Source organism: Bacteroides sp. MSK.18.37 (genome assembly GCF_019129155.2).
Classification (GTDB): Bacteria; Bacteroidota; Bacteroidia; order Bacteroidales; family Bacteroidaceae; genus Bacteroides; species Bacteroides ovatus.
Genome location: NZ_JAHOIB020000001.1, coordinates 2,812,062 through 2,833,838, shown reverse-complemented (window position 1 = coordinate 2,833,838; position 21,777 = coordinate 2,812,062). Strand labels below are relative to the sequence as shown.

22 protein-coding genes and 1 pseudogene are annotated in these 21,777 nt (G+C 40.3%); 22 read left to right on the top strand and 1 reads right to left on the bottom strand.

Annotated features, from left to right (window positions below; genetic code table 11):
* Nucleotides 1-424: 424 nt before the first annotated feature.
* From KSX81_RS11675 to folK, 20 genes are all read left to right on the top strand, one after another.
* Nucleotides 425-745 carry a hypothetical protein gene (locus KSX81_RS11675; protein ID WP_004298851.1) on the top strand — a complete coding sequence of 107 codons (321 nt, stop codon included), beginning with the start codon at nucleotides 425-427 and terminating at the stop codon, nucleotides 743-745.
* Complete coding sequence (locus tag KSX81_RS11670; protein WP_004298853.1) at nucleotides 733-1,623, top strand: DUF4373 domain-containing protein; 891 nt, start codon at nucleotides 733-735, stop codon at nucleotides 1,621-1,623. Before KSX81_RS11675 ends, KSX81_RS11670 begins: the two co-directional genes overlap by 13 nt.
* Nucleotides 1,624-1,745: 122 nt before the next feature.
* Entirely contained in the window at nucleotides 1,746-2,264 is a 519-nt protein-coding gene (locus tag KSX81_RS11665) for an HU family DNA-binding protein (RefSeq protein WP_217725589.1), read from the top strand.
* A 90-nt stretch (nucleotides 2,265-2,354) separates the two neighbouring features.
* Nucleotides 2,355-2,822 carry an N-acetylmuramoyl-L-alanine amidase gene (locus KSX81_RS11660; protein ID WP_004298857.1) on the top strand — a complete coding sequence of 156 codons (468 nt, stop codon included), beginning with the start codon at nucleotides 2,355-2,357 and terminating at the stop codon, nucleotides 2,820-2,822.
* A 144-nt stretch (nucleotides 2,823-2,966) separates the two neighbouring features.
* Nucleotides 2,967-3,062, top strand: coding sequence for a smalltalk protein (locus KSX81_RS11655; protein WP_005681936.1), 96 nt, complete (start codon nucleotides 2,967-2,969; stop codon nucleotides 3,060-3,062).
* 123 nt (nucleotides 3,063-3,185) lie between these two features.
* Nucleotides 3,186-5,144: a hypothetical protein gene (locus KSX81_RS11650; RefSeq protein ID WP_052587932.1), complete on the top strand. Its 1,959-nt coding sequence runs from the start codon at nucleotides 3,186-3,188 to the stop codon at nucleotides 5,142-5,144.
* 13 nt (nucleotides 5,145-5,157) lie between these two features.
* Entirely contained in the window at nucleotides 5,158-6,318 is a 1,161-nt protein-coding gene (locus KSX81_RS11645) for a hypothetical protein (RefSeq protein WP_138274374.1), read from the top strand.
* Nucleotides 6,287-8,926 carry an RHS repeat domain-containing protein gene (locus KSX81_RS11640; RefSeq protein ID WP_105096231.1) on the top strand — a complete coding sequence of 880 codons (2,640 nt, stop codon included), beginning with the start codon at nucleotides 6,287-6,289 and terminating at the stop codon, nucleotides 8,924-8,926. The genes KSX81_RS11645 and KSX81_RS11640 overlap by 32 nt, the downstream gene beginning before the upstream one ends.
* A complete protein-coding gene (locus KSX81_RS11635) occupies nucleotides 8,923-9,201 on the top strand; it encodes a JAB-like toxin 1 domain-containing protein (RefSeq protein ID WP_004298867.1) in 279 nt (92 codons plus the stop codon). The genes KSX81_RS11640 and KSX81_RS11635 overlap by 4 nt, the downstream gene beginning before the upstream one ends.
* A 15-nt stretch (nucleotides 9,202-9,216) precedes the next feature.
* Nucleotides 9,217-9,777 (top strand): hypothetical protein, encoded by a 561-nt coding sequence (locus tag KSX81_RS11630; RefSeq protein WP_004298868.1) that lies wholly within the window; start codon nucleotides 9,217-9,219, stop codon nucleotides 9,775-9,777.
* A 37-nt stretch (nucleotides 9,778-9,814) separates the two neighbouring features.
* Nucleotides 9,815-10,414, top strand: coding sequence for a JAB-like toxin 1 domain-containing protein (locus tag KSX81_RS11625; protein ID WP_004298870.1), 600 nt, complete (start codon nucleotides 9,815-9,817; stop codon nucleotides 10,412-10,414).
* Nucleotides 10,414-11,574, top strand: coding sequence for an Imm65 family immunity protein (locus KSX81_RS11620; RefSeq protein WP_004298872.1), 1,161 nt, complete (start codon nucleotides 10,414-10,416; stop codon nucleotides 11,572-11,574). The genes KSX81_RS11625 and KSX81_RS11620 overlap by 1 nt, the downstream gene beginning before the upstream one ends.
* A 327-nt stretch (nucleotides 11,575-11,901) precedes the next feature.
* Nucleotides 11,902-12,627, top strand: a complete 726-nt coding sequence (locus KSX81_RS11615; protein WP_217725590.1) for a hypothetical protein — start codon at nucleotides 11,902-11,904, stop codon at nucleotides 12,625-12,627.
* Nucleotides 12,628-12,843: 216 nt separating this feature from the next.
* On the top strand, nucleotides 12,844-13,743 hold the full coding sequence (locus KSX81_RS11610; protein ID WP_004298876.1) for a methyltransferase domain-containing protein: 900 nt from the start codon (nucleotides 12,844-12,846) through the stop codon (nucleotides 13,741-13,743).
* 3 nt (nucleotides 13,744-13,746) lie between these two features.
* Nucleotides 13,747-14,628 (top strand): cell division protein FtsX, encoded by an 882-nt coding sequence (locus KSX81_RS11605; protein WP_117513332.1) that lies wholly within the window; start codon nucleotides 13,747-13,749, stop codon nucleotides 14,626-14,628.
* Nucleotides 14,629-14,741: 113 nt separating this feature from the next.
* Nucleotides 14,742-14,984 carry a DUF3098 domain-containing protein gene (locus tag KSX81_RS11600; protein WP_004298881.1) on the top strand — a complete coding sequence of 81 codons (243 nt, stop codon included), beginning with the start codon at nucleotides 14,742-14,744 and terminating at the stop codon, nucleotides 14,982-14,984.
* A 2-nt stretch (nucleotides 14,985-14,986) separates the two neighbouring features.
* Nucleotides 14,987-15,841, top strand: coding sequence for an undecaprenyl-diphosphate phosphatase (locus tag KSX81_RS11595; RefSeq protein ID WP_004322592.1), 855 nt, complete (start codon nucleotides 14,987-14,989; stop codon nucleotides 15,839-15,841).
* Nucleotides 15,841-16,563, top strand: a complete 723-nt coding sequence (gene truB, locus KSX81_RS11590; RefSeq protein ID WP_004298886.1) for a tRNA pseudouridine(55) synthase TruB — start codon at nucleotides 15,841-15,843, stop codon at nucleotides 16,561-16,563. Before KSX81_RS11595 ends, truB begins: the two co-directional genes overlap by 1 nt.
* A 17-nt stretch (nucleotides 16,564-16,580) precedes the next feature.
* Nucleotides 16,581-17,639: a tRNA preQ1(34) S-adenosylmethionine ribosyltransferase-isomerase QueA gene (gene queA / locus KSX81_RS11585; RefSeq protein WP_004298889.1), complete on the top strand. Its 1,059-nt coding sequence runs from the start codon at nucleotides 16,581-16,583 to the stop codon at nucleotides 17,637-17,639.
* The gene (gene folK / locus KSX81_RS11580) at nucleotides 17,639-18,124 is read left to right on the top strand and encodes a 2-amino-4-hydroxy-6-hydroxymethyldihydropteridine diphosphokinase (protein ID WP_004298891.1); all 486 of its coding nucleotides are present in this window, start codon (nucleotides 17,639-17,641) and stop codon (nucleotides 18,122-18,124) included. Before queA ends, folK begins: the two co-directional genes overlap by 1 nt.
* On the opposite strand, the gene KSX81_RS11575 is transcribed toward folK, so the two are convergent.
* A complete protein-coding gene (locus KSX81_RS11575; protein WP_004302899.1) occupies nucleotides 18,099-18,287 on the bottom strand; it encodes a hypothetical protein in 189 nt (62 codons plus the stop codon). The two genes, folK and KSX81_RS11575, sit on opposite strands and share 26 nt — an antisense overlap.
* A 230-nt stretch (nucleotides 18,288-18,517) precedes the next feature.
* Here KSX81_RS11575 and metK point away from each other — a divergent pair, with 230 nt between their 5' ends.
* Nucleotides 18,518-19,810, top strand: coding sequence for a methionine adenosyltransferase (gene metK / locus KSX81_RS11570; RefSeq protein WP_004298895.1), 1,293 nt, complete (start codon nucleotides 18,518-18,520; stop codon nucleotides 19,808-19,810).
* 180 nt (nucleotides 19,811-19,990) lie between these two features.
* Nucleotides 19,991-21,656 (top strand): annotated as a pseudogene (locus tag KSX81_RS11565) (tetratricopeptide repeat protein).
* The last annotated feature ends 121 nt before the right edge of the window (nucleotides 21,657-21,777 follow it).

The following is a 21,777-nucleotide window of genomic DNA, read 5'->3' as shown; positions in this document are numbered from 1 at the left end:
GTTAATTGCTCATTGATAATCTGTTATCTACTTTTTGAAAGTTAATTTCCAAAATCTTTTGTTTTCTTTATGAAAACTGTTTTATATTTGTAGCAACGAAATCACAAATATGTTTCAAAAATATAAATATTAAATAGGAAAACCATGAGAAACAGCAAAAAGTTTACGAAAGGTTGCAAAATACCTCATTCACCGCCTTTTTAAGGAAACCGTGCCGGACGCGCGAAAGTAATAGTAAGTCTGCTTGCAGCGTCTATATATCTTGCATATAAGATCTATATATCCTGCGTGTAGCATCTATATACCCAATGTGCAGCCGATATATCTCCAATATACAGCAACTATATGTCCTGCGCGCCAGCGATATATCTTCAATATACAAACAAATATTTAAATATGAAAACTATAAAAATGGAAAAGCAATATGGAAACCATTATGAACAAATCTCTATGCATCTGCGGATGTTGCAAGCGGGAGCTTCCACAGGAAGCCTTTTATATGAATCAGCGTACCCGTACTACGGATAGTTACTGCAAAGAATGTCGTAAGGCAAACGCACGCAGACATCGCAATCAGGATAAAAGTACATTATTTGAAAACAAATCTGTTTCCTATCCGGTGATAACCGAGGTGAAGGACTACGCTTTGCGAATGTTCCTTATCCGCCATGCCCGGCAAGTGGTGTCGGACAGTATCCGCCGGAAGCAGGAAAAGGAAAAACTACGCGCACTATGGGAAGAATAAAACAGGGGTTGGATTATTTCCCCATGAGCACCAGTTTCATGCACGACCGTATAGTGCGTCGTGTCATGAAACGGGAAGGTGATGCCGCTTTTGCCACATTGGTAGAAACGCTGTCGTACATCTATGCCGGAAAAGGATATTATATCCCTGCCAGTGATGAGTTTTACGACGAACTGACGGACAGCCTTTACAATACGGATCTTGATGACGTGAAACGTATCATCGCCCTGGCCGTGGAGTGTGGACTGTTTGATGCCGGACTTTTCCGGCAATACGGCATCTTGACTTCCGCCGATATCCAACGGCAGTATCTTTTTATCACCAAGCGGCGCAGCAGCTCGTTGATAGACCCCGCCTACTGCCTGTTGGAAGCGGAAGAGCTTGCATCGTACCACACTTCTCCAAACAGCAAAAACAGTGCGGAGGATGCTGATAACAAAACAGGCTGTGATGTAACACCAACTGCTGATACTGTAACATCAACCACCGATTCTGCAACATCGGAAGCCGGAATGTCGACATTGGGTACACAAAACAAAGAAAAACAAATTAAAACAAACCAAAACAAAATAAACCACCTCTCTGACTCTCCTCAAGGAGAGAACGGAGGAGGAAAAATTTTGAAAAGCAGGAAGGTGATGACACAGGAGGATATCAACAATCTGCAACCACCGCCCGACGGCATGCAGCGTAACTTCGAAGGGTTGCTGGAGAACCTTCACTCTTACAAGATTCCGCCTTCCGAGCAATACGCCATTATCCTGAAAAGCAACTTCGGAGCTATCGGACACCCGGTGTGGAAGGGATTCAGCAGCATCCGCGGGAGCAATGGGAAGATCAAATTGCCGGGACATTATCTTTTGAGCGTAATTAATTAATTGATGAACGCACTTTGAAAAAATGGTTGGGTCAGTCTGAATAATACCCGTATCTTTACAGTGTCATTAAGCTTAAGGACAAAACTAAACTAATTTATTAACACGTAAAAACTATTACAATTATGCCAGTATTGTACAAACCCTTCCAGTCCATTCTGGAAGACAAAAACAAAAAGGAATTATTTCATCCCCGTGTGATTTACACGGCCAATGTGTCAACCACCCAACTCGCCAAAGAGATAGCCGCTTACTCGTCTCTCTCCACGGGTGACGTAAAGAACACGCTTGATAACCTGGTGACAGTGGCTGCCCAGCATCTGCAAGCATCGGAAAGTGTAACGCTCGACGGCTTCGGTACTTTCCGCATGGTGATGAAGTCCAACGGTAAAGGTGTGGAACTGCCGGAGAAAGTATCGGCTGCCCAGGCTTCCCTTACCGTCCGCTTCCTGCCCAACTACACCAAGAATCCCGACCGTACCACCGCCACCCGTTCTTTGGTGACAGGCGCCAAGTGTGTCCGTTTCGACCTTGCCGATACTTCGGCTTCCGGTGGCGGAGATAGTGGTAAACCTGATGGTGGTGGCTCCGGCAGCGGTGGTTCCGGCGATGGCGGTGGAGAAGCACCGGATCCGGCAGCATAGCCTGCACGTAGGTCGCAACACAAACACAAATGGCTGACTAAACGGAGTTTTTTAACTAGACTAGTAAACTAAAACTAATTATCCACTAACATGCGAATTATTAACTTAATCGTGGTGCACTGCAGTGCCACGCGGGGGGATTGTACACTCTCTCCGGAAGATTTGGACCGGTTGCACCGACGACGTGGATTCAACGGAACAGGTTATCACTACTACATCCGCAAGGATGGAACAGTGCACCTCACCCGCTCCATCGAACGCATCGGAGCACATGCAAAAGGTTTCAACGCTCACTCAATAGGTATCTGCTATGAAGGTGGTCTGGACTGCCGGGGACGCCCGGCAGATACCCGGACTCCGGCACAGCGAGCTACACTTCGACAACTCGTCGGGCAGCTACAAGAGAAATTCCCCGGCTGTCGGGTATGCGGACATCGGGATCTTTCGCCCGATCTCAATGGAAACGGTGAGATAGAACCGGAAGAGTGGATTAAACAGTGCCCGTGTTTTGAGGTGAGGGCTGAAAATTTCATCAGTGAGGACACTGGGAATTTATAAGATAATTAGTACATAAATAACCATAGAGTATTTAGAAATAAGCTTTTGAGAGAGTAGATATAAGAGGAAGAAGATCCTTTCTCTTATGCCCTCTGCATCCTCTGTGGTGAAATTAAAGAAACGGAAAGGAGGTAAATTATGGCAATGAAGAAATCAGTATGGGATATGATCCTGAAAGTGGTTATCGCAGTGGCTTCGGCTTTGGCTGGCGTTTTGGGCGCTAATGCGATGAATCTGTAAGAGAGCATTAAATACCCTCGCGCGATGTGTCGACAATCTCGTGAGGGTTAGAATTTAACTTCGGTTTCTATAGAAGAACCGGATGAATACTATTATCGTTTGCCTGATAAACAGGGCATGTTTATGTATGCTATGGAGCCGGTTGACAAAAGCCGGAATTTTTTGCCTATACCTTACGAAAATATTCGTATTGATTGGACGGGGGATTATTTTCAGATTACGGATGACGATGGCGCAGTTTATAAATTCGCTGGAGGTAGAGAAACAGGAGAGGGAAATTCAAACCCTATTGGCTGGAAAGCATCGGCTATTGTTGCGTCCAATAAAAGAGACTCTATTTCATTTGTATATGATAATAGGAAAGTAGCTTATCGAGTGAATGTGCACGATGACTATATTATAGTGAGAGATGGGTTTAGTATAAAAAAAGAGATTTATACGAATCGAAAAGCCATGCTGCAACTGATGGATTATACGCCTGATGAATGTATGCAAGACCCGATTATAATTAGTAGGCAAAATAATGTGACATACGGTTTCCAAAGTAACGCTGATGGGGAACTATTTTCAGATGGGACAGAACCCGACAGATCTACTTCCGGTCGTCACATAAGCACTCAAAGCCAATTATTGAGCGAGATCTGTTTTGATCAGGGGAAAGTGATATTCACAAAAGATTCTAAGTTTCCGAGAATTCAAAAGATTACAGTTTACGACTGTAATGGAAATTTCGTCAAAGACATCCGCTTCAACTATTACACACCCAATGATCGTGTTATTCAGCGTTATTTTCTAGAAAGTCTTGTCATGGTAGACAAGAATGGAGAAGTGAAGGAAACGTATCTTTTCGGGTATGAACATCCTAATCGTTTGCCTGATCCGGGAAATCGTTCTATTGACTATTGGGGGTACTTCAATGGGGTATACCGCCCGGACAGTGTGACTTTGGTACCACGTCAAACGATTGAAGTGACACGTTGGAAATATAGGTATGTGAACGGTTATATATATCCTCTTGGTATTGAATCTGCTGGTGGTCTGAATGTGACTTTTGGCTCCGAACTTTCTCGGGAGCCTGATGAAGAATATATGAAATATGGAACATTGAGTAGTATCACCTATCCGGCCGGTTCTACTGATGAGTTCATTTATGAAGCACATCGTTATAGAGATGAAGAAGGAAATATAAAACAAGCCGGTGGTTTACGTATTAAGCAAATCCAAACTAGGAGTGCAGAAGGCAGAAATACAAAAGTACGAACATTTACTTATAGCTGGAGAGAAGACGGGTGTGGGACACCATTGACTGCTTCTGTTTTGGATTATTTTCGGCTGGTTCAAGGGGTGTACCTTTGTGAACTATTTAACGAACAAGGCGGACGCTATGCTCCTATTGCTAATGAATACGGTACTGCCAGGCATCGTACTTTCTTCAGCAATCCGACACGCCCCATTACTAACCTGTCATATCCTCAAGATTATGGTGATATATTCCCATATACGGAAATGGTCGAACGTAATATCTTAAGCCCTGTTGTGAAAAAGGAGCATATCCGTAATGGACAATATTTGGAAGTTGAGACACCCTATTCCGTCCCTTTCATCAATGTCTATAAACCGGAGAACGTGGTTATTCGTCGTTCTGCTTCAGAAAAAGGTGACACTCGCTTTACTTACATCTATGATGACTACGGACGTAAATGTCAGGAGACAAAGGGTGGTAAAGAAAATGTGGTCTATCTATATGGATATAGTAATCAGTACGTCATTGCTTTAATTGAAAATGCGACTTATGAAGAAGTTGTCGCGAAATTGGGTGGAAAAGAGGTTGTGAAAAATATTGCTGCTGCTAAGTCACCGTCAATGTACAATATTGATAAATTACGTCAGTCCCTGCCTTCAGCGCATGTGACGACTTATGCATACAAGCCGTTGGTAGGCGTGGCGTCAGTAACCAATCCTATGGGGTTGACCACCTGTTATGAGTATGATGATTTGGGACGATTAATTAAGACGTATATCATAAATGGTAACAGGCATGAATTAATTGAGAGAAGTGAATACAATTATGCGAACCAATAAATGCAGAATAAATATGAAAAAAAGGATATTACTTTTATTTGCTCTTTGTTTTATGACCATCGGTAATACATTTGGGCAGACATCGGATGATATTGAAAATCTGGGTAGCTTTTCAGCTCCCTTCTCTACCAAGTGGGGACTTTATCCGCCGAACTATACAGATATTTCTACTCGTTACTCCTTTACGCTGACTCGTCCGCTGGACATAGTCGTCTCACATTGTGAATCTACATTGGAGGGTGGTACTGGTATCTTTTTGCTAGATAAAGATTATATGGTACTTGCTGCGAACGTTGGTGATTATGAGCATTGTGTAGATGGACATGCTTATGTTGTCGCTCCTTGCCTTCTTCCCGGAACCTATATGATAGAAATGGACTGGAGTCCTAATGTAAGGGGAAGTGTATACACTCAATTGCAAGGCTTGTCACCTAATGTTATCAGATCTGCTAAAAACATTGGCGAGTACAACAGTTATTTCAATTACATAGACACTAAAGACACCAGCGACCCATATATCGGCTATCGAAGTGATGATATTTATAGAAATAGCGTCTGTTATGGTTTCTATTTGTTGTGCAATATGGATATTACCGTTTCGCATTGTGGTTCGGAAATGGATGAGACTTCTCTTTATCTGTTGGATGAAAACGGTAACGATATACGCAGTACGGTAGGAGTTGCGGTAGAAGGAGCGTGTGACAATCTGGGTCAAGCATACTCGAAAAGACTGAATATGCCACCCGGTATGTATTATGTGGTGTCCAAAGGAGCAACAAGAAATGGAAGAATTACAACCCGTATCATGGGGACAAAAACGGTAGAAATACCTTTTGTCACAGAATTTGCGGAAAGCATTGGAAATATTGGTCTTTATGACCCTCTTTTTATCTATGAGAACACAAAAGACACCAATAATCCTGAAGTCGGATATCAGGGATATGATGACTACAGAAGTGGAGTTTGCTACCGTTTCACACTTCCTCGCGTAATGGATGCGGAAATTTTCCATTGCGGTTCGGAAGTGGAGGATACTGAAGTGTACTTGTTAGATAAAAATGGAAATCGATTGGCTTATAACGATAATTATTCAGGAACTAATGCTTGCGATTTCCTAAGTGCTCATTTAGAGATGCCTTCACTTGCGGCCGGAACTAAAAGGAAAAGCCGTTGAAACAATATATCAGTTGACGAATGTGGTGGGAAATGATTCGCTTAATTGTATCCGTTATCAAATAAAGGATGTGACGGAAAATGCTGATACTTTAGTCGCCATCTCTCCGGCAGGTAATTATCCGACAGGTAGTCTTCACGTAACCCGTCGGACGGATGAAGAAGGAAACGCTGTTCTTGAGTTCAAAAACCGTTTTGGGCAAATAGTTTTAAACAGACAAATAGTCCGTGCTCCCTATCATGAGTTCTATGATACAAACTACATCTATGATGAATGGGGAAATTTACATGTAGTATTGCCACCTAGAGCATCGGATTATATAAAATCTGGAAATCTGTGGAACAATGCCTCTTCGTTCATTCTTCGCGATTACGCCTATCTCTATAAGTATGACAAGCGCTTCCGAATAACAGCAAAACGACTTCCGGGACAGGATTGGATACGTTATGTGTATGACAAAGCAGATTATCCTGTATTTACCCAGGATGGAGAACAGCGTAAACGGGGTGAGTGGAGTTTTTCCATTACTGACGGTTTGGGAAGAGTGTGTCTTACAGGAGTTTGTAAGAATACTTTTGAGCTTTCTCAAAGTGCCCTTGATACAGTGGTGAATGTTGTCTGCAATGATTATACGGGGCTTTACAAAGGTTATTCTTTATCCGGAACATCGTTGATAGATGCGGAAATACTAACCGTGAACTATTACGATAACTATGCTTTCATGGGAATGAATGGCTTTCTTTCCTTCGCGAATTCGGACTACGAATACACGCCGCTTTCCGGTTATGGAGAACGATCTGAAGATAGTGCTCAATCTTTGTTGACCGGAACACTAACAGCCTATCGTGACAGTGCTAATCTGAATATTCTTGGATATATTCCATCAGTAATGTACTATGATTATCGTGGACGGATGATACAGAGTAAAAGTGGTAATCATTTAACTGAAGGCTTTGAAAAAGAATATATAGCTTATGACTTTACCAGTAATCCTTTGAAGCGGAAGCATGTCCATTCCGCCGCAGGAAAAGGTACACAGACAGAAGAATATACTTATACGTACGATCATGCAGGACGCCAGCTACTTGCGAAGCACAGTTTGAATGGAGGAAACCCTGTTATTTTAACGGATAAATATTACGATGCTCTCGGGCGCTTGTCGGATGTATGCCGCCATGGCAACTGTGGACGTCTTGAAAGCTGGTATGATTATAATGTACGTTCTTGGATAACAGCCATTAACGGTCCCCTGTTTAGCCAGAAGTTGTATTATAATGACAAACGTTCGAACGGGACTAACAGTGTTTGTTATAGTGGTAATATTTCCGGTATGGATTGGAAAGTGACTTCAGACAATATCCAAAGAGGGTATGATTTTACGTATGATGCCTTGTCGCGGTTGAAGACGGCAAATTATCTGGAGAGTAATAATAGAAAAATGAACTGTTTTGATACTTCTTATCGTTATGACAAACACGGGAATATAACTTTTTTAGGACGTTATGGACAGACAGGGATTGATACTTATGAAATTATTGATAGTCTGTATATGGTTTACAATGGCAATCAATTGGAGGCTGTTGAAGATATGGCTACTGCATCAGTTTACAATAACGGTTTTGAGTTTAGAAATGGTGTTTCCAGTGAAGTTGAGTACTTTTATGACGCGAATGGTAATTTGACGAAAGATTTGAATAAGAATATTCTTGATATTCAATATAATTTCTTAAATTTACCTCGCCGGATAACTTTTGGTGATGGTAGTAATATTTCATATAGTTATGATGCAACAGGGAAAAAACTTCGGACAGTTCATCAGGCAGGTGATACGAATACTACCACTGACTATTGCGGCAATGTGATCTATGAAAATGGTATAGCTAAAACGTTGCTTGTGGAAGGCGGCTATGTTTCTTTTTCGGACAACAAGTATCATTATTATATTCAGGACCATCAAGGAAATAATCGTGTGGTTGCTGATGAAAATGGAAACATAGAGGAGGTGAATCATTATTATCCTTTCGGTGGTACGTTTGCTTCGTCTTCTTCCTCTGTTCAGGCTTATAAGTATAATGGTAAGGAGTTGGATAGGAAGAATGGTTTGGATTGGTACGATTACGGGGCAAGGCACTATAATGCTGCGTTAGGTAGATGGCATGTGGTGGATCCTATGGCGGAGAAGTATTATTCATTAAGTTCTTATGGGTATTGCAATAACAATCCTATAAGATATATTGATCCAACAGGTATGCTTTATACGGGTTATGCAGTTGATACGAATGGATATATTTCAAAAGTAAATAATGAAGGGGGCAATAGTTATGATGTATTGTATAGTAAAGAAAAGTATTCATCTAATACTGTAAAAGACTATGATAAAACTGGCAATAAGACAGGGATACAGATAAGTAAAGGAATACTTTCGGGTACAGAAATGAAGAATATGAGTTCTAAACAAATTACAGGTGTTATGCAGAGTCAAGAGGGAAGAGCTACTGGAAAAACAATAAAAAGCCACGCGTATGAAGTGAAAAGTGATAATGAATCATTGAGTATCATGAACTTTTTAGATAAAAATACTGACGTGGAATGGAGTAATACTTTATGAATGATAATCAGGGGAATAGTGTTAACCTGATAACTACAAGTCATGAAAATAGTACAATAGGATTAGGAAGTTACCAGATTGGGAAATATACTCGGTTAGGTTTTCAAGTTATCAGAGCGGATCATATTCATCCAGGAATTGGACGTACTACGCCATCAAAAGATAATGCTGACATAGGAAACGCTAAAAATATATTAGAAGATTCTCCTAAAGCTGTTTTTAGAATATTAAACAATGGAAAATATTATGACTATACAAATAAAGTACGTAAATAATGAAATAAAAAAGTTATGAAAGTATTAGTTTATTTCTCATTTGTCATGTTGTTAATTCTGCTATTTGTTAGATGCAGGTCTAGCGAAGAAATTGTTAAGTTTAAACCTTACAAAGCAAAAGATTATATAACTAAGGAAATAAAAGTGTATGAAGTAAAGGAATGTTTATATCCAATATTAGATTCTATTATAACGAAAACAGAAGGCTGTCCTATGTATCAAGGATTAAAAAATAAAATAGCTTTTTCTTTTGACATATTGTCCGATTCGACAGAATTCTCAATTGGAGTTGAATATTTGCCTAGGTTTAAAAATCATGCAAGGTACACGGATGCTATATTCTATTACAAAGGATATGATTTCTATTGCGGAGAGACTTTTCTTGACTATTTTTTTAAGAAGACGGATCGAACTATATTCATCAATTGCATTGATTCTAAAAAGTTTCAGTTTGAGATGCATTTTAGGGGTGATATGGATATGTTTTGGTGGTATAACTATATTAATGGGCAAATAATTAATACGACATATGGATATTGTAGTGAAGAGCCTGGAGGGTTAATACTTAATAAATAAAAAATCTTATCCGTATAGCTACTGTAAGAATAATCCAGTGTTGAGAGTAGATATTGATGGAAAAACTGATTATACAGTAAACAGTGCAGGTAGGCTTTTCAAAACTGTTGTAGAGGGTTCTACTGATGATAGATTGATGAGCACTAGATCAGGTGTTGAATCGATAACTGTGAATGATAAAAAAATACTTTCTGGAATGTATAATATGCAAGATGGTAAATCAGGAGGTCTTGAAACTTATAATTCAACATCAAGCCTTGAGGATGCAGCCGAAGTTTTCAAATTTGGAGCTGATAACACTTCTGTTGAATGGAAGTTGGATATATATAATGATAAGGGAGATAAAACGGCTATTATCGGAACTTCGGGTAGAGAAGATAGTGTATTCTCTGATAAACAGAGTGAATTGAATGTAAAAGGAGATAAAGTGATAGATATGCATTCACATCCATATAATGCCCAAGCTTCTGACCAAGACATGAAAAATTTGAAAATAAAGACAGGTGCTGTCTATCACAGGGATAGTAAAGTATTATTCTTCTACAATAGTGAAGATTCACGTATTGGTAATAATGCATATAAAATAGATACGGGTAAAACGTTGTTAGATAAGTTAAATGATAAATTTATGAAGTAATGAGAACTACGTTTCTAAATTTGATATTATTATTTGTTATAGTAGGCTGTAAACAGCCTACTATAAACAAAGTTCAGCAAGCGGTGGAAGCGCAAACCAAATTGCTTGTGGATAGTGGCTTGATTGCTAATGAATATGTAGTATTATATGAGTTGGCTATTAATGATTCCAATCATATATACAGTATTCAAGCAGCTGATTGTCCGGCAGATTTAAAATTTGAATATCCTTCAAAGATCATTAAGTACAAGGATAAGTATCTCTGTTTTATAGAATTGGATGAGGCACCAATGTCTGTAAAGGAAATGATAGAGGCGTCTGGTTATTCGGGCAATTTTGTGGTAGAAGGAGGCGGGGGAAAGAGTTGGCTTTTGGTTGTTTCCAAACTTGGAGAGAAGAAAATATTAATAGATACTTCATTGCTTAGGGAATGGGACACATATTTTAATATTACGGAATTGTGGCCCTATTTTTCGGGATATGTGAAAGGATGCCCAGTACAGATGGGGATTATGTCTCATGATGTTGAGTTGAGCGATTCCTATTTAAGTTGTAATGTGGATAGTATAAAACGGAATTTGCTTTGGAATGAAAACCAGAATACTACAATGATAAAGAACGTATATGGACAAATGTATCTGAAAAACAATACAGATTCCATTGTTTACTTGTCGTCAAGTACTAAAAAACATTATGCTGTTGTAGATGGTCAGGATAGCCTTTATTTGTCACTTGGTGATTCTTTGTCCATTATTTTGGGACCGAATGAAAAAAAAATTTTAGAATATAAAAGCCTGCCTCATCAAGATGAGTTCTTTAGAAATCTGACGTTGAAAGAAGATCCTTGGGAGTATTTCTATAATCTATTTTGCAGATCAACATACAGCCTTATAAATGTAAATGGGAAAGATTCTCAAACAAAAGTGATGTTTCATGATATTGATAATTATGGATTTAATGTTTCTATGACGTCTCCTAGTATTCAATTTCAGATATTAAACCACGGTATATATGATAAGAAGGATGGGGAAATGTCGAGATTCAGATTTTGGTCTGATAAATGGGATGCTATGAGTAATACTGACAAGCAGAGACTATCAGATGATGCAGATGAGAGATTTCAAAGAAACGTGAATCTAGTAAAGGATAATAGTAAGTAAACGAATCTACTTGCCTATGTGTCTTACCCTGGCATAAGCTGACTAGAAAATATTCAATTTGTATCAGGGTATTATGTATTCTCTGTTGTCGGTACTCTTCACCAGAATAGCCAAGCACCTAGTTTCTCTGTTTTAGGGAAGATTACAAACTTGAAAATCAAGTATACGATGCTCATAGCCATACAGGTACGAATCCTAATGTGGACTTTGTTCCATCAACACCTGATATTAATGCTGCAAGAAGTTTAATAATGGCGTCACCAAATGCTAAAGTTTATATATATGCACCTTGGAAGTCTGGTAACCAATGGATAAATTTAAATAGTTATGCGAAATAGAAAAGTAGCTTGTTTATTAATCCTGTTGTTTTTTTCAATTATATATGGAATTAAACTAATAGTTGATGCAAAATCTCATCCTAAAATAGTTTTTACTGATTTACCTGGACTAATTCGTACTGGCTATGATTTTGTGGACGACAGTCATGCTTTCCCTAAATTATGTACATTATTAAATGATTCTTTGTTGCTTAAAAAAGGTGGCGTGAAAATGGCGGTATTTACTAATATTAATTTGTCAGATAGTATAATCGACTGGTGTTTGTCGTGCTATAACGATGAAACTGAACTGTTAAGAGCAACTGATAGGTGTTTTTTTAATATTGATCTGTATGAAGGGGGACATATAAAAGTACAAAACACCCCTACTCAATTATCTGATATCCGCGGTTTAGCTGTAGATTATATTTTTTATCTTGATAGTGCAAGTAGAAGATGTATTTTTACTAGGCGTAATATCAATCAGGAAGAAGAATTAGAAATATCAGGTGCCGGAGTGTATATGAAAGTACATATAGAAGATAATAATGGTTTCTCGATTTCTGATTGGCGGGTCTTTTATAATTGCTTGTATGACTTAATAAAGTTATTCGAAGATGAAAGAAATAAAATATCGTTGAAAATATGGGATAAGGACTATGATTCGCTTTCGTTTCAGGAAAAGGAAAAAATTGTAGATTTAGCTGGTTATCGTATTAATATAGAATTTAAATAGTTTCTGTTAACCTGACTTTTTGATCTTTCTTCAAAAAGATATCTTGTCCCGATATGAGCTGTAAAAACTACTCCCACTTCATACCGGGACAACTCTTCTATTAAAAGTCCTTAACAAAACCCCAATCCATCACTTTTTATTTGTTTCTTTGCACCAAATTCGGGTATAGTGTTGTCTTGTCATTCGAGGCAGCACTTAATTTTGCTTAGATAGTTAATGGAGAAACTCAGTATAAATGCTTGTCCGGTGTGTGGCGGTGCGCACTTGAAACGCGTCATGACTTGTACGGATTTTTATGCTTCGGGCGAACAGTTTGAACTGTATTCGTGTGAGGACTGTGGATTTACATTCACACAAGGAGTCCCCGTGGAAGCAGAGATAGGCAAGTATTATGAGACTCCCGACTATATCTCTCACACTGATACGCGCAAAGGCGCGATGAATAATATCTACCATTATGTACGTTCCTATATGCTGGGCCGCAAAGCGCGCCTGGTAGCCAAGGAAGCGCATCGTAAAACAGGGCGTTTGCTTGATATAGGTACGGGAACCGGTTACTTTTCCGATACGATGGTTCGCCGGGGCTGGAAAGTGGAGGCGGTGGAGAAAAGTCCGCAGGCACGTGAGTTTGCGAAGCTGCATTTCGATTTGGACGTAAAGCCCGAATCGGCTCTGAAAGAGTTTGCTCCCGGCAGTTTTGATGTCATCACCCTTTGGCATGTGATGGAACATCTGGAACACCTTGGTGAAGTGTGGCAGCGACTTCATGAGTTGCTGACAGAAAAAGGAGTATTGATTGTAGCCGTACCCAACTGCTCTTCTTATGATGCTCAACGTTATGGCGAGTATTGGGCGGCATACGACGTTCCCCGTCATCTCTGGCATTTTACTCCGGGCACTATACAACAATTGGCTTCCCGTCATGGCTTTATTATGGCGGCGCGTCATCCGATGCCGTTCGATGCGTTCTACGTATCCATGTTGAGCGAAAAACATCGTGGCAGTTCATGCAGTTTCCTGAAAGGGATGTTTGCCGGAACGTTAGCGTGGTTTAATGCTTTAGGACGGAAAGAACGCAGTAGTTCCATGATTTATGTATTCCGAAAAAAGAGATAACGCATGGGAAATCAAAACAAATATAAGTCAGGTTCAATCTTCGACATGCAGTTCATCACGTCGAGTATCAGTACGACACTGGTGTTGCTGTTGTTAGGACTGGTTGTCTTTTTCGTATTGACGGCGCACAATCTTTCCGTATATGTCCGCGAGAATATCAGTTTCTCCGTTCTTATCAGTGACGATATGAAAGAAGCGGATATACTGAAACTTCAGAAAAAACTGAATCAGGAACCTTTCGTGAAACAATCCGAATACATCTCTAAAAAACAAGCATTGAAAGAGCAGACGGAGGCAATGGGAACTGACCCGGAAGAATTCCTGGGCTATAACCCCTTTACCGCTTCCATCGAAATCAAGCTTCATTCCGACTATGCCAATTCCGACAGCATCGCAAAGATAGAGAAAATGATTAAAAAGAACACCAATATTCAAGACGTGCTCTATCGAAAGGAACTGATTGACGCTGTGAATGATAACATACGAAATATCAGCCTGGTGCTGCTCGCTCTGGCAGTGGTGCTCACTTTTATTTCTTTTGCTCTGATAAACAATACGATAAGACTGGCTATCTACTCGAAACGCTTCCTCATTCATACGATGAAACTGGTAGGGGCGAGTTGGGGATTCATCCGAGGGCCATTCCTTCGAAAGAATGTATGGAGCGGAATACTGGCAGCCATCGTTGCCGATTCCATATTGATGGGGACCGCTTATTGGGCCGTGACGTACGAACAGGAATTGCTTCAGGTCATCACGCCTGAAGTCATGTTGATAGTCTGTGCAAGCGTATTGGCGTTTGGAATTGTAATAACGTGGCTATGCGCCTATTTCTCCATGAATAAATACTTGAGAATGAAAGCAAACAGCCTGTACTATATTTAGCGGATGGCGAATGGCTGACGGCAAACCTGTGTTTGCGTGTGATTAGCATCCGTAACAACCGACTGATAGATTAAGGGAATGATTGAAATTAGTAATTTGTAATTAAATAAACTATGTCTGACAAGCAGAAATTTGCCTTTGATAAAGTGAACTTTATCTTGCTCGCGATAGGGATGGCGATTGTTATTATCGGCTTTCTATTGATGACGGGACCTACATCGTCCGAAACCTCTTTTGAACCCGATATTTTCAGTGTACGCAGAATCAAGGTAGCGCCAGTCGTTTGCCTGTTTGGCTTCTTGTCTATGATTTACGCTGTATTACGCAAACCTAAAACACAAAAAACAGAAGAATAAAGATGGGGGATTTAACAACATTTGAGACGATTATTATTGCTATTGTAGAAGGGTTGACAGAGTTTCTACCGGTTTCTTCTACAGGACACATGATTATTACACAAAACATATTAGGAGTAGAAAGTACAGAATTTGTAAAAGCATTTACTGTAATTATTCAGTTTGGCGCGATTCTTTCAGTGGTTTGTCTTTATTGGAAGCGTTTTTTCCGGTTGAACCATACGCCGGCTCCTGCGGGAGCTTCCGCTTTGAAGTGTTTTCTGCATAAATTTGATTTCTACTGGAAATTACTGGTAGCTTTTATTCCTGCCGCCATTTTGGGATTCCTGTTCAGCGATAAGATAGACGAGATGCTGGAGAGTGTAGCAATAGTGGCAGTGATGTTGGTGATCGGTGGTATATTCATGTTGTTCTGCGATAAGATCTTTTCGAAAGGAAGCGAAGATACGGTGCTGACTGAAAAAAAGGCATTCAATATCGGTTTGTTTCAGTGTATTGCTATGATACCGGGAGTATCCCGTTCGATGGCTACCATTGTCGGAGGTATGGCCCAGAAGCTGACTCGTAAGGATGCTGCCGAATTTTCATTCTTTCTTGCCGTGCCAACTATGTTTGCGGCAACCGGTTACAAGGTGTTGAAACTCTTCCTGGATGGTGGCACCGAGATTCTTGTCAACAACATGCCGGCACTTATTATCGGTAATGTGGTGGCTTTTGTCGTTGCTTTGCTGGCTATCAAGTTCTTTATTAGCTTTGTTACGAAATATGGCTTTAAGGCGTTTGGCTGGTATAGAATTATTGTTGGCGGAACCATTCTGGTAATGCTGCTGCTTGGATACAACTTAGAAATTGGCTGATGAATTTTAAAAAGGGAGAAGTACTGTTTTTCAATAAACCTTTCGGATGGACTTCATTTAAAGTAGTAGGGCACGCCCGCTATCATATTTGCCGTCGGATCGGAGTGAAAAAACTAAAAGTCGGGCATGCCGGAACACTGGACCCTCTTGCAACAGGGGTGATGATTGTATGTACAGGCAAGGCAACCAAACGAATAGAAGAGTTTCAATATCATACGAAGGAGTACGTAGCAACGTTGCGCTTGGGCGCTACTACCCCGTCATACGATTTGGAACATGAAATAGATGCCACCTACCCTACCGAGCATATCACAAGGGAACTGGTGGAAGAAGTGCTGACGCACTTTATCGGTGCCATCGATCAGGTCCCCCCTGCCTTCTCTGCCTGTATGGTAGACGGCAAGCGTGCTTATGAACTGGCCCGGAAAGGAGAAGAAGTCGAACTAAAAGCAAAACAGCTTGTTATCGACGAGATTGAATTGCTGGAATGTCGCCTGGATGATCCGGAACCGATGATTCAAATCCGTGTCGTATGCAGCAAAGGGACTTATATCCGCGCCTTGGCCCGCGACATCGGCGAAGCACTCCATAGCGGAGCTCACCTGACAGGATTGATCCGTACCCGTGTAGGTGATGTCCGGTTGGAAGACTGTCTGAATCCCGAACACTTTAAAGAGTGGATCGACGGACAGGAGATAGAAAATGAGGAAGAAAATAATTAACGTAATAAGGAATAGATATGAAATTATCACAATTCAAATTTAAGTTACCCGAGGATAAGATCGCTCTACATCCTATGAAATATAGGGATGAGTCTCGTTTGATGGTATTGCATCGTAATACAGGTAAGATTGAGCACAAGATGTTCAAAGATGTGTTGGACTACTTTGATGATAAAGATGTGTTTATATTCAACGATACAAAGGTATTCCCTGCCCGCTTGTATGGTAACAAGGAAAAGACAGGTGCTCGTATCGAAGTATTCTTGTTGCGTGAGTTGAATGAAGAGCTTCGTTTGTGGGACGTATTGGTCGATCCGGCACGTAAGATACGTATCGGTAACAAGCTGTATTTCGGGCCGGACGATTCAATGGTGGCTGAAGTGATTGATAACACCACTTCTCGCGGACGTACGCTCCGTTTTCTTTATGACGGACCTCATGACGAGTTCAAAAAGGCACTGTATTCTCTGGGTGAAACTCCACTCCCCCATTCTATTATCAACCGTCCCGTAGAACCGGAAGATGCTGAACGCTTCCAGTCTATTTTTGCAAAGAACGAGGGTGCGGTGACTGCTCCGACTGCTAGTTTGCACTTCAGCCGTGAGTTGATGAAACGTCTGGAAATCAAAGGTGTGGACTTTGCATATATCACTTTGCACGCTGGTCTGGGTAACTTCCGCGACATCGACGTAGAGGACTTGACGAAGCATAAGATGGATTCGGAACAAATGTTTGTAAACGAAATGGCGGTGAAAACCGTGAATCGTGCCAAAGATAACGGTAGAAATGTATGTGCGGTAGGTACGACAGTGATGCGTGCTATTGAAAGCGCAGTCAGCACTGACGGACATCTCAAGGAATTTGAAGGATGGACTAACAAGTTTATCTTCCCTCCGTATGAATTTACCGTAGCCAATTCAATGATTTCCAATTTCCACATGCCGCTTTCTACCTTACTGATGATTGTAGCTGCTTTTGGTGGTTATGACCAGGTGATGGATGCTTATCATGTAGCATTGAAAGAAGGTTACCGTTTCGGCACGTATGGAGATGCAATGCTGATTTTGGACAAATAATGGCAAAAGTTTATCTGGGACTCGGCACTAACCTTGGGGATAAAGAACAAAATCTTCGGGATGCCGTGCAGAAAATAGAAGAGCAGGTAGGGAAAATCGTTTCCCTGTCTGCTTTTTACATAACTGCCCCTTGGGGATTTTCTTCCGATAACAGTTTCCTGAATGCAGCGGTTTGTGTAGATACCGAATTGGCTCCCATAGACGTTTTACAGAGAACGCAGGCGATTGAACAGAAATTGGGACGTACGAAGAAATCCGTTAACGGCATATATAGCGACCGCCTGATTGATATTGACTTGTTGCTTTATGATGATTTGATACTTTCCACCACTTCTCCTTCAGGAGCAAAGTTGATCCTCCCACATCCGTTGATGGCAGAACGTGACTTCGTCATGAAACCACTGGCGGAAATTGCTCCCGGATTAGTGCATCCGGTACTTGGAAAAACGATAAAGGAGCTTACTTCTTCTTTTTCTCCGCAATAAAGACCGGTAAATAGGCAATGCATCCTATCAATACTGCATACAGCAAATGAATCTCCTGAAACGGCTTGTCGATGAAATGGCAAACAATGGCGTAGATAGCAATCGTGAAGCCTATATAAAGAGCCAGCACCAAAAGCGTTTTTAATTTCTTATTTAGAATCATTATAAATCTATTTATGTGTTAAATACAGGGCAAAGATACTCATTATCTCCGAAATCTCTTTATCTTTGCAACCGAAATGAAAGTGTGGACAGATTTGAGTAGCTTGCAACCACGGAAAAAAATGCTAAAACACGTCTGATTGACGCCTTTCGGTTTATCCTTTGCAGCACTCGCCTCTCCTACTCTCTCTCATTTTTTAATTTTCAATTTTTAATTCTTAATTTAAAAAGATGGGATACTTATTTACATCCGAATCGGTGTCAGAAGGACACCCCGACAAGGTAGCCGATCAAATATCGGATGCTGTGCTTGACAAACTGTTGGCTTACGACCCCAGTTCGAAAGTAGCTTGCGAAACACTAGTGACTACCGGACAAGTGGTGCTAGCGGGTGAAGTGAAAACAAAAGCGTACGTTGACCTCCAGCTCATCGCGCGCGAAGTGATTAAGAAAATCGGTTATACCAAAGGAGAGTACATGTTCGAAAGTAACTCTTGTGGCGTACTTTCCGCTATTCATGAGCAAAGTCCCGATATCAACCGTGGTGTAGAGCGTCAGGACCCGATGGAACAGGGTGCAGGCGACCAGGGTATGATGTTTGGCTACGCTACCAATGAAACGGAAAACTATATGCCGCTTTCTCTTGATCTGGCACACCGCATTCTGCAAGTGCTGGCCGACATTCGTCGTGAAGGAAAGGTGATGACTTACCTCCGCCCCGATGCCAAAAGCCAGGTTACTATCGAATATGATGACAACGGAACTCCTGTTCGCATCGATACAATCGTTGTTTCTACGCAACATGATGACTTTATCCAACCGGAAGATGATTCTCAAGCCGCCCAGCTGAAAGCTGACGAAGAAATGCTGTCTATCATCCGCCGTGATGTGATTGAAATTCTGATGCCTCGTGTCATTGCTTCTATCCATCACGATAAAGTGTTGGCACTGTTTAATGATAAAATCATTTATCATGTGAATCCTACGGGCAAGTTCGTAATTGGTGGTCCTCACGGAGATACCGGTTTGACAGGTCGTAAGATTATCGTTGATACTTATGGTGGTAAAGGTGCTCACGGTGGTGGTGCTTTCTCCGGAAAAGATCCTAGCAAGGTAGACCGTAGTGCAGCTTATGCAGCACGCCATATCGCAAAGAATATGGTTGCGGCAGGTGTAGCAGATGAAATGCTTGTACAGGTGAGCTATGCTATCGGTGTGGCTCGTCCGATCAATATTTTTGTAGATACTTATGGCCGTTCCCACGTTAACATGACGGATGGTGAGATTGCCCGCGTTATCGATCAGTTGTTCGATCTTCGCCCGAAAGCAATCGAAGAACGTCTGAAACTTCGTAATCCTATTTATCAGGAAACAGCCGCTTATGGTCACATGGGACGTGAACCGCAAGTGATAACGAAGAAGTTTTCTTCTCGTTACGAAGGAGATAAAACAGTGGAAGTGGAACTCTTTACATGGGAGAAACTCGACTACGTAGATAAAATTAAAGCTGCTTTTGGTCTGTAAAACAGTCTGAAAGCGAGCTTAGCTCATTCGATAAGAGCCACAATCTCAACTCCTTCTAGTAGGATATGAGGTTGTGGCTCTTGATTTTAAATAAGTTATATTTAAATAAATATCTTTTGGATATTAAACTTCTTTTGCCGGAATTTGCTACTTTTGACCTGTAAATAAACGGACTGCCTAATGAAAACAAGATGTTGTTATCCTAAACGCTATTTATTGTTGTTCTTTAGTTTACTTGTCAGCGTAGGTAGCATTCTGATGTCTGTCTCTCTATCTTCCTGCTCTTCTTCGGTGAAGAGTCCATTGCTACTATCTGCTGACTCATTGATGGAAATATATCCTGATAGTGCATTATCCATTTTGGAATCAATTTCCTCCCCACAGAAATTACCACGTGCTGACAGAGCACTTTATGCGCTATTGCTTACGCAAGCAAGGCATAAAAATTATATTGCTTTAGGAGATGACTCGCTGATAAAAATGGCTGTTGAATACTATGGTGATAAGAAGAAAAGTGTACGTGCTGCAAAAGCTCATTATTATTGGGGAGCTACTTATTTAGAGAAAGGGTATACTTCATTTGCTGTAGACGAGTATTTGACGGCAATTCGGTTGATGCCTGTTAGGGATGAGTTCTTGGCAATGATATATGATAATCTTGCGGACTGTTATGAAAAAGATGATTTGTATGATATAGCGATTGAGGCTTATCGCCAAGCTTATCAGATATTAGAGGGGGGGAAGTCAGCAGACATATCCATTGAGAGGTATTGCACGTATCTGTTTATTACAAAATAAAAAGGATAGCGCATTGTTGTATTATCAAAAAGCTCTTGATTATGCATTAGCAGAGCAAGACTCTAGTTTGATAGGAGCTCTTTATCATGACCTCGCTATGGTTTACAATGAAAAAAAAGATTATGTTCAAGCCGATAAATATGTATCGAAAGCAATGATTATGCAAGGGGATGATGCTGTTAATGTCTGTTTGTCAAAAGCTCAAATTATGTTGAATTTGAATAAACTTGATTCTGCCAGTTATTTCTTTAGTAAGAATATAGACCAACTTAATATTTATGGAAAGGCTGTTTGCTATGATGGAATGCATCAAATAGCAAAGAAAAGAGGTGAATGGAAGATTGCGACAGAAAATATGGATGCATATAGAGTGCTTTATGATTCTATGCAGATTATGAATGACAATGAAGAACTCAATCGACTTATGGATAAACATCAATTAGAAGAACATAAGAGGCTATTGTCAGAACATACTAAAATGCTGGTTTTTACTTTGGTTTCTGTATTCTTTTTCTTAATGATTATTTGTGTCTTTTGTTTTATGTGGAATGATAGGAAAAGGAAAAAGCGTTATATAGCATTACAACGTGAATTGACCCAAAATCGGGTAGATACTATGCTGCTCAAAGAGGAAGAGATTTCGGAAACTAATAAAGAAGATCTAGATAAGAAAAGGTCGAAGTTAACAGAGCAGCAAATTCAATTATGTATATCTGTACTTAAAACAACTAATTGTTACGATCAATTGGAAGCATTAGAGAAAGCGACTCCTAAACAACTATTGGTGATGCGTAGTTTGAGAAAAGAGATACGTTCTGAAATTTCTAGTGCATTTGTTGATGTGATGATGAATTTGAAGGAGCGTTATCCGGCTTTAACTGGTGATGATATATTTTATTGTGTTCTTTCATTGCTTTGTTGCTCGAAAACTGTCATGATGGAGTTGATGGATGCTACATCAGATGCTCTTAAAACCCGTAAAAATCGTATAAAGAACAAAATGGATGCTCAAATTTTCGATCGCGTGTTTGGTGTTGATATTCAGTGAGATATGCTGATTTCTCTAGGCTTGTTTTGCTTCTAAATGAAAGGCTGTTACCATTGTTACCGCATAAAAATCGTTTCTTTTGCTTCATCTGTGTATTTTTGGAGCGAAATTTTAAACCCAT

Coding starts and splice junctions, on each gene's coding strand:
- KSX81_RS11675 (WP_004298851.1), top strand. CDS start 425: ATGGAAACCATTATGAACAAATCTCTATGCATCTGCGGATGTTGCAAG.
- KSX81_RS11670 (WP_004298853.1), top strand. CDS start 733: ATGGGAAGAATAAAACAGGGGTTGGATTATTTCCCCATGAGCACCAGT.
- KSX81_RS11665 (WP_217725589.1), top strand. CDS start 1,746: ATGCCAGTATTGTACAAACCCTTCCAGTCCATTCTGGAAGACAAAAAC.
- KSX81_RS11660 (WP_004298857.1), top strand. CDS start 2,355: ATGCGAATTATTAACTTAATCGTGGTGCACTGCAGTGCCACGCGGGGG.
- KSX81_RS11655 (WP_005681936.1), top strand. CDS start 2,967: ATGAAGAAATCAGTATGGGATATGATCCTGAAAGTGGTTATCGCAGTG.
- KSX81_RS11650 (WP_052587932.1), top strand. CDS start 3,186: ATGTATGCTATGGAGCCGGTTGACAAAAGCCGGAATTTTTTGCCTATA.
- KSX81_RS11645 (WP_138274374.1), top strand. CDS start 5,158: ATGAAAAAAAGGATATTACTTTTATTTGCTCTTTGTTTTATGACCATC.
- KSX81_RS11635 (WP_004298867.1), top strand. CDS start 8,923: ATGAATGATAATCAGGGGAATAGTGTTAACCTGATAACTACAAGTCAT.
- KSX81_RS11630 (WP_004298868.1), top strand. CDS start 9,217: ATGAAAGTATTAGTTTATTTCTCATTTGTCATGTTGTTAATTCTGCTA.
- KSX81_RS11620 (WP_004298872.1), top strand. CDS start 10,414: ATGAGAACTACGTTTCTAAATTTGATATTATTATTTGTTATAGTAGGC.
- KSX81_RS11615 (WP_217725590.1), top strand. CDS start 11,902: ATGCGAAATAGAAAAGTAGCTTGTTTATTAATCCTGTTGTTTTTTTCA.
- KSX81_RS11610 (WP_004298876.1), top strand. CDS start 12,844: ATGGAGAAACTCAGTATAAATGCTTGTCCGGTGTGTGGCGGTGCGCAC.
- KSX81_RS11605 (WP_117513332.1), top strand. CDS start 13,747: ATGGGAAATCAAAACAAATATAAGTCAGGTTCAATCTTCGACATGCAG.
- KSX81_RS11600 (WP_004298881.1), top strand. CDS start 14,742: ATGTCTGACAAGCAGAAATTTGCCTTTGATAAAGTGAACTTTATCTTG.
- KSX81_RS11595 (WP_004322592.1), top strand. CDS start 14,987: ATGGGGGATTTAACAACATTTGAGACGATTATTATTGCTATTGTAGAA.
- truB (WP_004298886.1), top strand. CDS start 15,841: ATGAATTTTAAAAAGGGAGAAGTACTGTTTTTCAATAAACCTTTCGGA.
- queA (WP_004298889.1), top strand. CDS start 16,581: ATGAAATTATCACAATTCAAATTTAAGTTACCCGAGGATAAGATCGCT.
- folK (WP_004298891.1), top strand. CDS start 17,639: ATGGCAAAAGTTTATCTGGGACTCGGCACTAACCTTGGGGATAAAGAA.
- KSX81_RS11575 (WP_004302899.1), bottom strand. CDS start 18,287: ATGATTCTAAATAAGAAATTAAAAACGCTTTTGGTGCTGGCTCTTTAT.
- metK (WP_004298895.1), top strand. CDS start 18,518: ATGGGATACTTATTTACATCCGAATCGGTGTCAGAAGGACACCCCGAC.